This window comes from Nocardia sp. MDA0666, assembly GCF_003023875.1.
Classification (GTDB): Bacteria; Actinomycetota; Actinomycetes; order Mycobacteriales; family Mycobacteriaceae; genus Nocardia; species Nocardia aobensis.
Window position 1 is genome coordinate 45,632 of record NZ_PYHT01000021.1, and the last position, 14,156, is coordinate 59,787.

Annotated in this window: 16 protein-coding genes; 9 read left to right on the forward strand and 7 right to left on the reverse strand. The window is 66.4% G+C overall.

The features are described from left to right. Positions 1–20: 20 nt before the first annotated feature. Positions 21–707 carry a class I SAM-dependent methyltransferase gene (locus C8258_RS24790; RefSeq protein WP_106957233.1) on the reverse strand — a complete coding sequence of 229 codons (687 nt, stop codon included), beginning with the start codon at positions 705–707 and terminating at the stop codon, positions 21–23. Positions 708–876: 169 nt separating this feature from the next. On the opposite strand from C8258_RS24790, the gene C8258_RS24795 reads away from it, so the two are divergent. Beyond that, positions 877–1,443, forward strand: coding sequence for a TetR/AcrR family transcriptional regulator (locus tag C8258_RS24795; protein WP_083870533.1), 567 nt, complete (start codon positions 877–879; stop codon positions 1,441–1,443). 28 nt (positions 1,444–1,471) lie between these two features. Here C8258_RS24795 and C8258_RS24800 read toward each other — a convergent pair whose 3' ends face one another. Beyond that, on the reverse strand, positions 1,472–1,963 hold the full coding sequence (locus C8258_RS24800; RefSeq protein ID WP_369974812.1) for a glutathione peroxidase: 492 nt from the start codon (positions 1,961–1,963) through the stop codon (positions 1,472–1,474). A 326-nt stretch (positions 1,964–2,289) separates the two neighbouring features. On the opposite strand from C8258_RS24800, the gene C8258_RS24805 reads away from it, so the two are divergent. Continuing rightward, the gene (locus C8258_RS24805) at positions 2,290–3,906 is read left to right on the forward strand and encodes a GMC family oxidoreductase (RefSeq protein ID WP_106957235.1); all 1,617 of its coding nucleotides are present in this window, start codon (positions 2,290–2,292) and stop codon (positions 3,904–3,906) included. A gap of 469 nt (positions 3,907–4,375) precedes the next feature. Here C8258_RS24805 and C8258_RS32380 read toward each other — a convergent pair whose 3' ends face one another. From C8258_RS32380 to C8258_RS32385, 3 genes are all read right to left on the reverse strand, one after another. Beyond that, positions 4,376–4,606, reverse strand: coding sequence for a hypothetical protein (locus tag C8258_RS32380; protein WP_146161324.1), 231 nt, complete (start codon positions 4,604–4,606; stop codon positions 4,376–4,378). Positions 4,607–4,700: 94 nt separating this feature from the next. After that, the gene (locus C8258_RS24815) at positions 4,701–4,982 is read right to left on the reverse strand and encodes a hypothetical protein (protein WP_106957237.1); all 282 of its coding nucleotides are present in this window, start codon (positions 4,980–4,982) and stop codon (positions 4,701–4,703) included. A 2-nt stretch (positions 4,983–4,984) separates the two neighbouring features. Further along, positions 4,985–5,170 carry a hypothetical protein gene (locus C8258_RS32385; RefSeq protein ID WP_063011028.1) on the reverse strand — a complete coding sequence of 62 codons (186 nt, stop codon included), beginning with the start codon at positions 5,168–5,170 and terminating at the stop codon, positions 4,985–4,987. 352 nt (positions 5,171–5,522) lie between these two features. Between C8258_RS32385 and C8258_RS24820 the strand changes: the two genes are divergently transcribed. The 4 genes from C8258_RS24820 (at position 5,523) to C8258_RS24835 (ending at position 9,121) form a co-directional block, all read left to right on the forward strand. Beyond that, complete coding sequence (locus C8258_RS24820) at positions 5,523–6,467, forward strand: helix-turn-helix transcriptional regulator (RefSeq protein ID WP_106957285.1); 945 nt, start codon at positions 5,523–5,525, stop codon at positions 6,465–6,467. After that, positions 6,409–6,615 (forward strand): DUF397 domain-containing protein, encoded by a 207-nt coding sequence (locus tag C8258_RS24825; protein ID WP_106957238.1) that lies wholly within the window; start codon positions 6,409–6,411, stop codon positions 6,613–6,615. Before C8258_RS24820 ends, C8258_RS24825 begins: the two co-directional genes overlap by 59 nt. A 215-nt stretch (positions 6,616–6,830) precedes the next feature. Continuing rightward, entirely contained in the window at positions 6,831–7,343 is a 513-nt protein-coding gene (locus C8258_RS24830) for a MarR family winged helix-turn-helix transcriptional regulator (protein ID WP_106957239.1), read from the forward strand. Beyond that, positions 7,340–9,121 (forward strand): chloride channel protein, encoded by a 1,782-nt coding sequence (locus C8258_RS24835; RefSeq protein ID WP_106957240.1) that lies wholly within the window; start codon positions 7,340–7,342, stop codon positions 9,119–9,121. Before C8258_RS24830 ends, C8258_RS24835 begins: the two co-directional genes overlap by 4 nt. Before the next feature lie 55 nt (positions 9,122–9,176). On the opposite strand, the gene C8258_RS24840 is transcribed toward C8258_RS24835, so the two are convergent. Then, the gene (locus tag C8258_RS24840; RefSeq protein ID WP_158271307.1) at positions 9,177–9,560 is read right to left on the reverse strand and encodes a DUF4240 domain-containing protein; all 384 of its coding nucleotides are present in this window, start codon (positions 9,558–9,560) and stop codon (positions 9,177–9,179) included. A gap of 7 nt (positions 9,561–9,567) precedes the next feature. On the opposite strand from C8258_RS24840, the gene C8258_RS24845 reads away from it, so the two are divergent. Together C8258_RS24845 and C8258_RS24850 are read left to right on the forward strand one after the other, a co-directional pair. Then, entirely contained in the window at positions 9,568–10,608 is a 1,041-nt protein-coding gene (locus C8258_RS24845; protein WP_158271308.1) for a tellurite resistance/C4-dicarboxylate transporter family protein, read from the forward strand. Between the two features lie 86 nt (positions 10,609–10,694). Further along, complete coding sequence (locus C8258_RS24850; RefSeq protein ID WP_036497302.1) at positions 10,695–11,360, forward strand: LUD domain-containing protein; 666 nt, start codon at positions 10,695–10,697, stop codon at positions 11,358–11,360. A 359-nt stretch (positions 11,361–11,719) separates the two neighbouring features. Here the strand turns inward: C8258_RS24850 and C8258_RS24855 are convergent, their stop codons facing one another. Continuing rightward, the gene (locus C8258_RS24855; RefSeq protein ID WP_106957242.1) at positions 11,720–13,240 is read right to left on the reverse strand and encodes an MFS transporter; all 1,521 of its coding nucleotides are present in this window, start codon (positions 13,238–13,240) and stop codon (positions 11,720–11,722) included. Positions 13,241–13,394: 154 nt separating this feature from the next. Between C8258_RS24855 and C8258_RS24860 the strand changes: the two genes are divergently transcribed. Further along, positions 13,395–14,147 (forward strand): TetR/AcrR family transcriptional regulator, encoded by a 753-nt coding sequence (locus C8258_RS24860; protein ID WP_106957287.1) that lies wholly within the window; start codon positions 13,395–13,397, stop codon positions 14,145–14,147. Positions 14,148–14,156 lie beyond the last annotated feature (9 nt).

A 14,156-nucleotide genomic window follows, 5' to 3' on the forward strand; every position in this document is an offset into this window, starting at 1 on the left:
CCACCTCAGCCTTCATCGCTTCATCCCTTACCGCCGCACCCCGTGCCGCGCTCGAGCAGCCGCAGCGATCCGATGGCCGCGACCTCGCGGAAATTGCCGCTGTCCAACGCCTTTCGATAGATGTGGTACGGCGCCTGCCCGCCGTCGGCCGGATCCGGGAAGACGTCGTGGATGGCCAGCACGCCACCGGCCGCCACCCAGTGCGCCCAGCCGTCGTAGTCGCGCTGGGCCGCGGCCTCGGTATGTCCGCCGTCGATGAACAGCAGCCGGATCGGGCTGCGCCAGTGCTTCGCCACGGCCGCGGAGGGGCCCACCACGCCGATCACGGTATCGGTCAATTCCGCCCGCACCATGGTGCGCCGGAACGTGGTCACGGTGTCGAAGCGGCCGGTCTCGGGGTCGACCAGCGAGGTGTCGTGATATTCCCAGCCGGGCTGATGTTCCTCGGACCCGTGATGATGGTCGATGGTGTAGACGGTGGCGCCGGTGTCGCGGGCCGCCGCGCCGAGATATATCGCCGACTTACCGCAGTAGGTGCCGATTTCCACGATTATTCCGTCGCCCGCGTAACGCCGCGCGGCCTCGTAGAGCGCGCGTCCCTCCTCGACCGGCATGAAGCCCGTCGCCTGCTCGGCCAGCTCGAACAATCGCCGAGTATCCGCGGAAATATCGGATTCCGCGGGAATTATCGAATCGGCACGAGTCATCAGAAGAACACCTTTCGGAAATCATCTCTCGATACTTTGCGAGCGGATGCGATATTGTGTGATTTGCGACTGTATCCACTCCTGCAACGGGTATGCGAGTTGCTTTCGAAGCTTCACTACAGTAGCATCCAGACACGTGTCCGATCCCATTTCCACCGAGCCTACACCGGTGAATATGGAGGCAACTCGCCGCCGCCTCACCGAGAAGCAGGCCGATACCGTCGACCGGCTGACCAAGGCCGCGCTGGAGGTGCTGTCGCGCGAAGGCTTCGCCGGCCTCACCGTGCGCATGGTGGCCGCGGCCGCCGGAGTGGGTACGGCCACCGCCTACACCTATTTCTCCTCCAAGGAACACCTGGTCGCCGAGGTCTTCTGGCGGCGACTGGCGGCCGACGCACCGCCGGAGCCCGAGGCCGGCGCCGACCGGACCACCCGGGTGGTCGCGGTGTTGCGGCAGATCGCCATGCTGGTCGCCGACGAACCCGCACTGGCCGGCGCGGTGACCAGCGCCCTGCTGGGCACCGACCCCGACGTCGCACATCTGCGCACCCGCATCGGGACCGAGATCCGGCGGCGCCTGCTGGACGCCCTGGGCCCGGATGCCGATCCCGATGTGGTGGAAACGCTGGAATTGCTTTACGCCGGCGCCCTGGTGCGCGCCGGCGTGGGTTACGCCTCGTACGCCGAAATCGCCGATCGACTGGAAAAATCGGCCCTGCAGGTGCTGCGGGACTGATCGCGCAATTCCCGGCGCATTCCGGAAATTACTGCAATACCGCTTCGATGGCGGCGACCACATTCGGATCCTGCGGTTCGGTGCGCGGACGGAAACGGCCGACGACCTTACCGTCGCGATCGACGAGGAATTTCTCGAAATTCCACTGAATATCGCCGGCGTCGCCTTCGGCATCGGCGGTCTGCACGAGTTCGCGATACAGCGGATGCCGGTCGTCACCGTTGACGTCGACCTTGGCGAGCAGCGGGAAATCCACGCCGTAGGTGGTCGAGCAGAACTGCTGGATCTCCTCCGCGCTGCCGGGCTCCTGCCCCATGAACTGGTTGCACGGCACGCCGACGACGCTGAATCCGCGCGAGCCGTATGCCTGTTGCAGCGCGACGAGTCCGGTGTATTGCGGTGTCAGACCGCATTTCGAGGCGACGTTGACCACGAGCAGGGCCTTGTCACCGGCGAGTTCGGCCAGGGTCGCGGGCTCGCCGGCGAGGGTCTGAACGGGAATTTCACGAATATCGGTCACAGTCGAAATGATAGGTGGAATCTCGGCGGGTGCGAGCGCGACTTCCGTCGCCGGACCCGTCCACGGAAGGGGTGCCGAGGGTCGGCACATCGCGTCGCCGCGTCCCCGCACAGGCGAACTAACTGCAACCTGTTCTATAGTGTGACGCGGACAACATCCCTGGTCATAGCCAGGAAGTCGCTCCCGGACCGCGTCCCGCGCATCATTTTTCCCCACCGCGCGTCTTCACCATTATTAGAACTTGTTCTACAGTGAGCTGAGGCACGCTCCCGCGCCGAGCGCTGCCGCGATCAGCCGCTACCACTTCGAAGATGAGGTAACCGAACATGACCGACACCAGCGCAGCCGATTACATCGTCATCGGCGCGGGCAGCTCCGGCGCCACTGTCGCTAGTCGGCTCGCCGAGCAGGGCGCCAGCGTCATCCTGCTCGAGGCCGGCCGCAAGGACAACACCAAGTTGGTCACGGTCCCGGGCATGATCACCACGGTTCACACCGTCCCGCAGCTCAAGCACCAGGTCACCTGGTCGCAGTACTCGATTCCGCAGAAGCACGCCGCGGAGCGCCGGGTGCCGATGACGCGCGGCAAGGTGCTGGGCGGTTCGAGTTCGGTCAACGGCATGCTCTTCGTGCGCGGCAACAAGGCCAACTTCGATTCCTGGGCCGCCGAGGGGTGTGAGGGCTGGAGCTACGAGGACGTGCTGCCGGCCTACAAGCGCCTGGAGAACTGGGAGGACGGCGCCAGCGACCTGCGCGGCTCCGGCGGTCCCATCGAGGTGACCCGGCAGAAGGACCTCACCCCGATCGCCAAGGAGTGGATGGAGGCCGCGGCCGAGACCTTCGGCGTCCCGGTCATCGAGGACTACAACGGCGAGTCCCAAGAGGGCATCAGCATCTTCCAGCAGAGCGTGAAGGACGGCCTGCGCTACAGCTCCTCGCGCGGCTTCATCACCAACCGCCCCAACCCGAATCTGAAGGTCGTCACCAAGGCGCACGTGGCGCGCGTGGTGATCGAGAAGGGCCGCGCCATCGGCGTCGAGGTCATCGAGAAGAAGGGCCGTCGGATCATCCGCGCCGAGAAGGAGGTCGTGGTCTCCGGTGGCGTGATGGGTTCCGCGCACATCCTGATGCTGTCCGGAGTCGGCCCCGCCGGGCACCTGCGCGACCTCGGCATCGAGGTCAACGCGGATCTGCCGGTCGGCCAGAACCTGCACGACCACCTGTTCGTCCCGATGACCTTCATCTCGAAGAAGGCGCTGCACCGCGGCATTCCGTCGCATTTCGCGGCCGGTTTCCTCAAGGAACTGCGCAGCCCCGGCAGCTCCTGGTTCGGGCGCACGGTCTTCGAATCCGTGGGCTTCGTGCGGACCTCGTTCGCCAAGGACATCCCGGATATGCAGATCCACACCCTGCCGTGGAGCTACCCGACGCCCAACCAGGACGAGGACAAGCTGCACATGGTGGACAAGCGGGAAGCGCTGACCATCTTCCCGACCCTGATCTACCCGAAGAGCCGCGGCGAACTGCGGCTGGCCTCCACCGATCCGCTGACCTCGCCGCTGATCGACCCGGGCTACCTCTCGGATCCGGCCGATATGGACTTCCTGGTCGAGGCCATCGGCATGATCCGCGAGGCGGCGGCGAACAAGGCGATCGCGGGCGACATCACCGAGGAGTTCTCCCCCGGCCCCGCCTTCCAGGACGAGACCGCGCTGCGTCGCGAGCTGCCGATGCGGATCCACTCGGTCTACCACCCGGTCGGCACCTGCCGGATGGGCGTGGACGAGCGCGCCGTCGTCGACCCGCAGCTGCGGGTGCGTGGCATCGAGGGCCTGCGCGTGGCCGACGCCTCGATCATGCCGAGCATCACCGGCGGCAACACCAACGCCCCGTGCTACATGATCGGTGAGAAGGCGGCCGAATTCATCACCGCCTCCGCGTAATTCGCCTCGCTCGACCGGCCCCGGTTGTGATCACCGATCGCAACCGGGGCCGTCGTCGTCGCGGCTCGTCAGATATCGCTGAGATCGATGTCGACCGTAAAAGGTGCCGTCGCCTTGATAATGCCGGTGTACATCTCGCCGGTCCGATACGCCCTCGTCGCCGGGTCGAGGATGTAGGTGTAGATCAGTGGGACGCCGGTCGCGGCCTGTTCGACTCCGCCACGATTTCCATTTGTGCACAGCGCTCTTCGGGCCAGGAATTGTATTCCGCTGGAACATGCCGCGGGCCGGAGGGGACACCCGAAGTAATCGTGCAAACTTCGGCGATATTCGCGGTTTTCTCGCATCTTCGGCGAGGTTTGCACGATTAGTTCACGTGCGAGCGTCGGCAGTCGCCACCGGTCCACAGGCGGTCTCTCGCAATCGGCGCGGGCCTGGCCGTCGCCGGACAGTCGCGGGCGATCGCTCCTCACTGCGAGTCACGCGAACTTTCCCAGTCGGCGCGGGTCGACAGGCCGAGATAGGCGCGGGTTTCGCGGGATGTTGGCGGGCGGCGGGGTATCAGGTCGTTCAGGCAGGGGAAGCGGGCGGCGGGGGTGGCGCGTAGGGCTTGTGCGATTGCGGCGTACCAGTGTGGGTCGCCTTGGATCGCCGGTGCCGATGATGTTCGCGGAATGCGTTGCGGCAGAGAAGGTGTCATACGTCGTTCCTTGTCTGGCGGGGTGACGCGCGAGGTATTGCGGAGCGGGGCGTTGCGGTGGCCTGCGGGGTCGGGAGGGGACCCCGCAGGCACCTCATGCCTGCTCGCGGCACTCGGTGAGGAGTGCGGACGGTGGCGTCGAAACGTCCTGCGAGCGTGGCAGTTTCATGGCGGGCCCGGTGCGGCAGGCGGGGCATTGTGCCGTGGTCGCGGCGTCGGGGTCGTGGCCGAGGGTGGTGAGGATGTTGCGGCAGCTGCTGAGCATGTCGCAGGTGTGCGGGGTGCAGTCGGCGTGGCGTTCGGCGTGGATCTCGCGGTGCATCCGCTCGGGGGAGATCGGATTGGCGAGCGGGGCGTGGAAGACCGGATTGGTCATGCTCAGATCCCGAAGTGCGGGCGGTCGGCGGGGTGCATGGCGCCCGTCGCGACGAGCCAGAGTTTGGCCTGTAACTTCCTGGCGCACACCGTGATCGGGCAGTCGAGATGGTCCTGCATGATGCGGTGAGCGAGCGTGGTGGTCATGGTCGGCAGGGCGCTGTGGATGATCGGTCGCAAACCGTGCACGGGAGAACACCTCCGGACATCGTCGGGGCACCAGCGGACATACGGCTGGTGGTACTCCCGATGGCCGGGGCCATTTTTCGGCCATTACCTTGCGGCGTCGGTGCTACGCGGTAATGTCTCGTCGGTATCATCACGGGTGTAGTCGCATCCGGGGGCAACGGTTGTGCGACTTGCCGTTTCGAGTTTCCCGGCCATCGGGGTGGCTCAAGAAGACCACCGACTGAGCCGGCGGGACAATAGCGCCATGCATATGCAACGAAGGTTCTGCGACGGCCCAGAGCGGTTCGCACGGGGGTAGCCGATTTCTTTCCTCGTGCAAACGGCGACCGCTCACGATGCAAACGAGGAATCCGTGACGAACATTGGTGAGGACAGCTCGACCACCCTGCCCCGGCGGCAATTGGGAAGGTATCTCAAGGAGGCCCGCCTGGGCATCGGCCTGCGGCTGGAAGACGTTGCGCCACTTATGCAATGGTCGGCGAGCAAACTGTCTCGTTTCGAGGCCGGGAAATCGCCGAGCATCCGTGTGCTCGATGTGGAGGCGCTGTGCCGGATCTACGACATCGACGACCCCGAGGTGCGCGCGGGGCTGATCGGCTTGGCGAAACAGAGCACCGGCAAAAGCTGGTGGCAGGCATTCGATGACGTAATTTCGGGGAACTTCGACCTGTACGTGGGATTGGAGTCGTCGGCTAAACGGCTTTCCATCTTCAGGCCCGACATGCCTTCCGGCCTTTTCCAAACGAAGGAGTATGCGCGTGCTGTCGATCAGCGCTACTACCCTCAGATCGATCCAGGCGAGTTGGCGCGGCGAATCGAACTGAAGACCAAGCGGCAAGCGTTGCTCACCAGGAAAGTAAGCCCCATCTCGGTTGATCTGATAATCCATGAGTCTGCGGTGCGAACCGTCGTGGGAGACCCGCGGACGATGGCGGCGCAATGCCACCACCTGGCAAATCTTCCGGGAAATGTGACCGTCAAGGTCCTGACGTACGAAGCCGGATTCCCGGCCGGACTGCCGACCGGCCCCTTCGCCATCCTCGACTTCGGAACCGATTCGAAGGGCCGTGAACTGGCGCCGACGGTCGTTTATATCGAATCGTACGCAGGCGATCTGTACCTCGAGCGCCCAAAGGATGTCGGGCGGTATCGTCAGGCGTACAGCATCATCGAGCAAGCGGCGCTTGACATTGCGGACAGCAAGCGTTTTCTGAGGAACACAGCAAGGGAGTTCGAACGTGAACGTCGATCTGACCGGAGCCAAGTGGTTCAAGTCGAGCCGCAGCGGTGGCGGTAAGGACTGCGTGGAGACCGCGTTCCTCGCCACTGGCCACGTCGGAGTCCGCGACTCCAAGAACCCCACCGGCCCCGCCCTCGTCTTCACCCCTGCCGAATGGGACGCCTTCACCACCGACCTCCGCAACGGCACCCTCGACCACGCCTGATCCTCCCCTCGGCTCACGTTTCCTTGTGTGCCGCATAGGAATTCGAATCGCAGACCGATCGCGTCCCAGGTCGGACATGATGCGGCGACTTCGTCGTCCGGCGCCACGCTGACATCGGCCGGAGCGCGTCGTTCCACTCGGTCCTCGTTGTGATGCCAACCACAACGGGGACCGATCGATTTGACGCATCATTTGCACATTGCAACCCTTGTCTAATGCAAGGCCATGAGGAGACCGTCGCGTCGGCCGCCGACGCCGCGTCCGAACAAAGCACCACAGCCGAGATCGCGGCACTCGAAGCGCTCACCCGGATGCTGGTCTCCATCGCCTGGGACAGTGCCCACGCCGCACCACCCGGCGTCACCTTTCCGCAAATGCGCTTTCTGCTGATCCTGCAGGCCCTGGGCCGGGTGTCGTCGTCGCGGCTGGCGGCCGCGTTGGGGGTCAACGCTTCGTCGGTGACGCGGCTGGCGGACAAACTCGAGACCCGCGGATACGTGACGCGGGGAACCGATGCGCACAACCGCAGCGTCGTCACCATCGAGGTCACCACGGCCGGACAGGCGGTGGTGGATCAGGTATTGCAGCGGCGGAAGGTCGCCTTCGGATCCTTGCTGGACGGCCTCACTCCCGAGGCGCGCGACCGCGTGATCGTCGCGGCCCGGGATCTGGTGCAGGCCGCCGCCACCACGCCCTTCGTCACCGCGACCGGGCCGGGGTCGTTATGAGCGCCGGGCATTCGCGCGCAACGCATCTGGGCGACTTCCAGGTCACCCCGCGCCTGCTGCTGATCGCCGCCCTCGCCATTCCGGTCGGCGGCGCGGCCGCGGTGGCCGCGTTCGCGCTGCTGAAACTGATCGGCTTCATCACCAATCTCGTGTTCTACCAACGCTTCAGCACCGAGATGGTCGCGCCGGGCGCCACCCATCACCCATGGTGGCTGGTGCTCACCGCACCGGTCGTGGGCGGGCTGATCATCGGTGTGATGGCGCGCTACGGGTCGGAGAAGATTCGCGGCCACGGCATGCCGGAGGCGATCGAGGCCATCCTCACCGGCGGGTCGCGGGTACAGCCGCGAGTGGCGCTGCTCAAGCCGGCCTCTGCGGCGATCAGCATCGGCTCGGGCGGGCCGTTCGGCGCCGAGGGGCCGATCATCATGACCGGCGGCGCGGTCGGTTCGATTCTGGCGCAGTTGCTGAAACTGTCCGCGGACGAACGCAAGACACTGCTGGTCGCCGGATCGGCGGCGGGGATGGCGGCGACCTTCAACGCCCCGCTGGCGGCGATTCTGCTCGCGGTGGAACTGCTGCTGTTCGAATGGCGGCCACGCAGTTTCATTCCGGTGGTGGCCGCCGTGGTCACCGGAACCATCTGCCGCTGGGCGATGCTCGGCAACGGACCGGTGTTCGCGGTGGCGACCGACGGACGCACGCCCGGCGCGCTGTCCGACGGCCTGGCGCTGATTCCCGGCATCACCGGCGGACTGCTGGCCATCGCCGCGACCGCGATGGTGTATTTCGCCGAGGACTCCTTCGCCAAGATTCCGGTGCACTGGATGTGGTGGCCGGCGATCGGCGGCCTGATCATCGGCATCGGCGGCCTGTTCGAACCGCGGGCGCTCGGAGTCGGCTACGACGTCATCGACCAATTGCTCACCGGGCACGCCACGCTGTCGCTGATCGTCGGCATCCTGGTGGTGAAAACGCTGATCTGGTCGCTCTCGCTCGGCTCGGGCACCTCCGGCGGCGTGCTGGCGCCGGTGTTCATGATCGGCGCGGCGCTCGGCGCCGCCGAGGGTGGATTATTGCCCCACGTCACCGCCGGATTCTGGGCGATGTGCGGATTGGCCGCGGTGGTCGGCGGAGTGATGCGCTCACCGCTGACCGGCATCGTCTTCACCTGTGAACTCACCCATGCCTGGAACGACGTACTGCCGCTCGCGGTCGCCTCGGTCTCGGCGTACGCGGTGTCGGTCCTGCTGCTCAAGCGTTCGGTGCTGACCGAGAAGATCGCCCGCCGCCGCCTGCATCTCACCCGTGAATACACCACCGACCCACTGGAGACGTTCTTCACCCACGAGGTGATGACCGCCGATCCGCTGGTGCTCGGAATCGACGACCTCATCGACCCGATCCTGCCGCGGACCCACTACGCCGGGCTGTATCCGGTGGTCGACGGTTCCGGAGCACTGGTCGGCGTGACCACCCGCCAGGTATTGCAGAACAGCCCCGGCACGACGGTCGGTGCGGCCACCCTGGACATCCGGACCTCGGTCCATCCGGACAACACCCTGCGCGAGGTGGCCAACGCCCTCGCGATGGCGCACGTGACCGCCGCGCCCGTGGTCGCGCGCGACGATCCGAACCGTCTGTGCGGCATCATCACCCTCGAACAGCTGCTCCACGCCCGCCGCCGCGACCTGCACGAGGAACACCACCGCGAACGGCTACTGGTGGTACGCGAGGAACGAACCACCGAGAACACCCACAAGGCCACCGCCGCCTGAGGGAGCTACAAAGGTTAGTTCACGACGCGTCGGCCGACCTCGTTCCGCAGGTTGTTCACCACATCGTCGAATTCCGCATCCAGGTCCCCCCGCCGGTCATCGTCCGCCTCGTGGTCCACCCCGTGCTTGCGCAGAAATGCGTAATCGGCGACGTAACCCACTTCTTCCCATGACGGATCTGGATCGTCTTCCTGCGACCCGACACCCGGAAGCGTCGTCGCCGGGCGGGATCGCCGAGCACTCGAGCGAAGGTGTCCCGCCCCGATCCGATGATCCACAGCTTGAAATCGTTGAAGAGATCGTCATGGACCGGACCACCGTAGATCTGCCGGGCACGCTCGGCGAGCTCGGCACTGTCCAATGCGATGCAGGCATCCGACAGCAGGATGTCGAAGTGGGGCGCGTGGATGCGGGGCTCGGCGGCGTCTGCGTGGAACACTCGCGCTGTGAGCGAGTCGTTCGGGCGGCGAATGCGTTTCGTGGCGGATCTCGGTCCGGGGTGGTTCGCCTCGGTGATGGCGACCGGCATCGTCTCGCGGGCCGTCGGCGCGGCGGGGTGGGAATGGGGTGGCAATGCCCTGCTGATCGTCGGCCTGATCGCCTACGCCGTGCTCGCGGTGGCGACCCTGCTGCGCATCGCATTCTTCCGCGACCGCGTGATCGGCGATGCGGTGAATCCCGCGACCGGCTTCACCTATCTGGCCTTCGTCGCCGCCACCGGGGTGATGTCGGCGGGACTGTCCCGGCACGCCTGGGTGGGGACGGCGCTGGCGCTGTTGCTGGTGGCGACGGTCGTGTGGGCGGTTCTGGTGTACGCGATCCCGGCGCTGCTCATGCTGCATCACGGCGCACCGACCGCGGTGACGGGCGCCGACGGCACCTGGTTCCTCTGGGTGGTCGGTACCCAATCACTCGCGGTGGCCGCCACCGCCCTGCCGCAGCCGTGGAGTCAGCGTTTCGCGGTGCCGGCGCTGCTGTGCTGGTCGGTCGGCGTGGTGCTCTACGGCATCGTGGCGACGGTGGTGCTGGGCACCCTGTTCGGCACCCCGCTGACCGCCGAACGCCTCGCGCCGACGTATTGGATCTTCATGGGCGCCACCGCGATCAGTGTGCTGGCCGGCACCCAGATCATGAATCAGCGGTCGGTGGCGTTGATCGCGACGGTGCGGCCCATGCTCGAGGGTGCGACGCTGGTGCTGTGGGCGTTCGGCAGCTGGCTGGTGCCGCTGCTGCTGGCGGCCGGCATCTGGCGGCATCTGGTCCGGCATTTCGGTCTGAGCTACGAACCGGGCCTGTGGAGCATCGTGTTTCCCGTGGGCATGTACGGCGTGGGAACCGCCGAACTGGGCAAGGCCACCGGCGAACAGTGGATGGTCGACTTCGGGCACGGGGAGGCATGGGTGGCGCTGGCGGTGTGGGCGGCCACCGCGGCCGATCTGGTGGTTACGCTGATCCGGCGCCGGCGAACCCGGGAATTCGTGGGCTGAGCTCGCGATCTCCTACCGCACGGTAGCCTGGTTCGCGAAGTACGATCCGGCGGGAGGAGCCGGAGGAATGGAACGGGAGATTCACGGTGACCTCGCGGGAGGATTTCCTGCGCCGCGTGCGCGATGCCCTCGAGGCGCTACCGAATGACGAACGTATGGTGCCGGTGCCGCGCAACTATCAGCGCAATGCCCCGGTGCACTCGGCCGCGGACCAGGCCGAGATCGTCGAACTGTTCATCGATCGCCTCAAACATTATGGCGCCCAGGTCCATCGGGTCGGCGCGGACGAGATCCCCGGTGCGATCGATTCGGCCCTGCGCGCCCACGGCGCCCGCTCGGCGCTGGCCCCCGACGGCCTGCCCGAGCATTGGCTGCGGCGCTGGGAACTGACGGGCGAGCATCGGGTCCTCGACGATCAGCCGCAACTGTCGATCCTCGATCGCGAACGCACCGATGCCGTGGTCACCGGATGTGCCGGCGCGGTAGCCGACGCCGGCACCCTGATTCTCGACGGCGGGCCGGGACAGTGCCGCCGCGATGCCGCCGTCCTGGCCGACTGTCACATCTGCGTGGTCCGCGTCGAGCAGATCGACTACTCGCTGCCGCAGGTCCTGGACAAGCTGGACCCGCGCCGGTCCATCACCTGGTTCGGCGGCCCAACCGCCATGACCGATCCGGAGGCCGATTCCGGCAAGGTCGGCGGAGTCATCGAGGAGACCGAGCGACGGCTGGTCGTCGTCATCGTCGGTTGATCGAGCGCCCCGTTTTCCCAGCCCCCTCACAAGCGCTCGTTAAGGGCGCGGCAAGCGCACCCCGGCATCGTCGTCGTCGACACCGGGAGTGCTCCTGCCGCGAGAGGGGGCGGCAGGATCACCCACCGGCTGCGACCGAGATGTTCCGCTCGGCCTGTCGACGAGGGGTGACAGGCCGGGCGGATCACGATTCGGCAGCGGCGCGGGTGTCCGACTCGAGGAATGATGGGGGTATGGAAACTGCGGTCGTCTTCGTCCTGGCTTGCCTGATCTACTGGTGGGGCTTGATCTGACCGATCGGCAGCCCTCGGCTCGCCACGGACTCGACCTCCGGACGCGACGGAGTCCGTCCCGGCCGGTCAGCGCGTGCCGACCAGCTCTTCCGCTGTACCCGGGTCATGCTGTCCCACAGTCTCTTTCACGTTACGCATCAACAACACCGCCACCAGCGCCGCGACCACCGCGCTCACCGCGCCGACCGCGAAGGCGGCCTGCATTCCCGAACTGAAGGCATCGCGAGCCAGTCCCGCCAGGTGCGGGTCGCCCAGGCCGAGCGCACCGGCGATGGATTCGCGCGCACTCGCCGGCGCCGCGTCCGGCATCGCGCCGGAATAGCCGCCCGCCAGGATGGCTCCCAGGACCGCGACGCCCAGCGCACCACCGGTCTGCTGAATGGTGTCGTTGAGCGCCGACCCCACCCCGGCGTGTTCGGAAGGCACCGCGCTCATCAACGCGCCGATCGCCGCGGGCATCGCCAGACCGGCTCCCGCACCGAGCAGCGCCATGGCCAGGGCCGGCAGCCAGAATCCGGTTCCGGCGTTCAACGTGGCCAGCACGCCGAAACCTCCGGCGACGATGACCAACCCGGCGACGGTCACCGGCTTGGCGCCGAGTTTCGCGACCACGCTCGCCCCCAGCGCGTTGAACGCCAGCAGCGCGATCGCCATCGGCGTGAACGCCAGCGCGGTCCGCATCGGCGAATAACCGAGCACGAATTGCAGATACTGCGTCAGCACCAGCACCAGACCGCCGTTGGCGAAGGTCACCAGCACCAGCGAGAAGCTGGATCCGGTGAAGGTGCGGTTGCCGAACAGGTGCAGCGGGACCATCGGCGAATCGGTGCGCAGTTCGCGGATCACGAAGCCGCACAACGTGGCAACCGTGACCGCCGCGGCGGCGACCGTCGCGCCGTCCGTCCAGCCGCGCTGCGGTACCGCGATGATCGTCCACACCAGCGCCGTCATCCCGACGATGGACAGCACCGTGCCCGGGAGATCGGGCTTACGCCACGGCCCCCGAGATTCCGGCATGAGTACCAGCGCCGCCACGATCGCCACGCCCGCGATCGGCACATTCATCACGAAGACCGAACCCCACCAGAAGTGGTTCAGCAGCGCCCCGCCGAGCACCGGGCCGCCGACCATGCCGAGGGTGGCGACCGCACTCCACGCCGCGATGGCCTTCGGCCGTTCCCGGTCGTCGAAGACGGTGATCAGGATCGACAGGGTGCTGGGCATGATCAGGACGCCGCCGATACCCATCAGGACCCGCCCGGCGATCAGCATCTCCGGAGTTCCGGCATAGGCGGCCAGCAGTGAGGCGCCGCCGAAGAGAGCCAGTCCGATCACCATGATCAGGCGTCGGCCGAAGCGGTCGGAGAGGCTACCTGAGGTGAGCAGCAATCCGGCGAACACCAGCAGATAGGCGTCGATGATCCATTGGATCTGCTGCGCGTCGGCATGCAGATCGGTGGCGATCTGAGGGATGGCGACCGTCAGCACCATATTGTCGATCACCAACACCAGCGAGCTGAGGCACAGGACGACCAGGATCAGCCACCGGCGCGCACTGCCGACAGCGGTCGATTCCGAACTATCCATCGCGAACCCTTTCGAAGGACCTGGAAGCGCACGATGTGCGCCATGCCGAACACTGTACGTTCACCGCACACTGTTCGGCAATAGGTACAGCGTTCACTCAGTCGAACGTCGTGCGGACGCGACTATGCTGATCTCGACCTGGAAAGGAGAGCCGATGGCGCCACGGCCCGATACCACCGAATCCGCGGACACCGCGCAGATCCGCTCGGTATGGACCCGCGAACACCGGCAACGCCGCGATCAACCGGCGCTGAGCCGAGCGCAGATCGTCGCCGAGGCGATCGCGCTGCTCGATGCCGAGGGATTCGAATCGCTGAGCATGCGCAAACTGGGCAGCCGGTTGGGCGCGGGCGCGACCTCGCTCTACACGCATGTCGCCAACAAGGACGAACTACTCGAGTTGGTCGTCGACGAGGCATTCGGTGAGCTGCGGCTACCCGCCGAACCGAGCACCGACTGGCGTGCCGCGATGCTCGCGCTGTGTCACGACATCCGGCGCATCCTGTTGCGCCACCCGTGGATTTCGATGGTGATGACAACCGCGGGTCTGGCCTATCTGGGTCCTAACATGTTGCGGCTGTCGGAGTCGCTGCTGTCGATCCTGGAGGATGCCGGCTTCGACTCCGACACCGCCGACCGTGCCTCGAATACGTTGCTCGCCTATGTCATCGGCGCGACCTCGACCGAGGCCGCGATGCTGACCTCGATCGCGCGCAGCGGCCTCGACGAACAGGTGTGGTTCGAGCAGTTCATGGCCGCCGCCGACATCGCCGCGCGGCCGTATCCGCGGATCCATCAGCGCTTCGCCGGCCATCGCGGCCACGACTCGGCCCGCATCCGCGAGGACAATTTCGACGAGGAACTCGGCCTGATCCTCGACGGACTGCACGCGCGGCGGAGGTCCTGAGCAACTGCC

Bases quoted from the DNA above. Each gene is read 5' to 3' on its own strand.
- C8258_RS24790 (WP_106957233.1), bottom strand. From the start codon at position 707: ATGACTCGTGCCGATTCGATAATTCCCGCGGAATCCGATATTTCCGCG.
- C8258_RS24805 (WP_106957235.1), top strand. From the start codon at position 2,290: ATGACCGACACCAGCGCAGCCGATTACATCGTCATCGGCGCGGGCAGC.
- C8258_RS32380 (WP_146161324.1), bottom strand. From the start codon at position 4,606: ATGACACCTTCTCTGCCGCAACGCATTCCGCGAACATCATCGGCACCG.
- C8258_RS24815 (WP_106957237.1), bottom strand. From the start codon at position 4,982: ATGACCAATCCGGTCTTCCACGCCCCGCTCGCCAATCCGATCTCCCCC.
- C8258_RS24830 (WP_106957239.1), top strand. From the start codon at position 6,831: ATGCAAGGCCATGAGGAGACCGTCGCGTCGGCCGCCGACGCCGCGTCC.
- C8258_RS24835 (WP_106957240.1), top strand. From the start codon at position 7,340: ATGAGCGCCGGGCATTCGCGCGCAACGCATCTGGGCGACTTCCAGGTC.
- C8258_RS24855 (WP_106957242.1), bottom strand. From the start codon at position 13,240: ATGGATAGTTCGGAATCGACCGCTGTCGGCAGTGCGCGCCGGTGGCTG.
- C8258_RS24860 (WP_106957287.1), top strand. From the start codon at position 13,395: ATGGCGCCACGGCCCGATACCACCGAATCCGCGGACACCGCGCAGATC.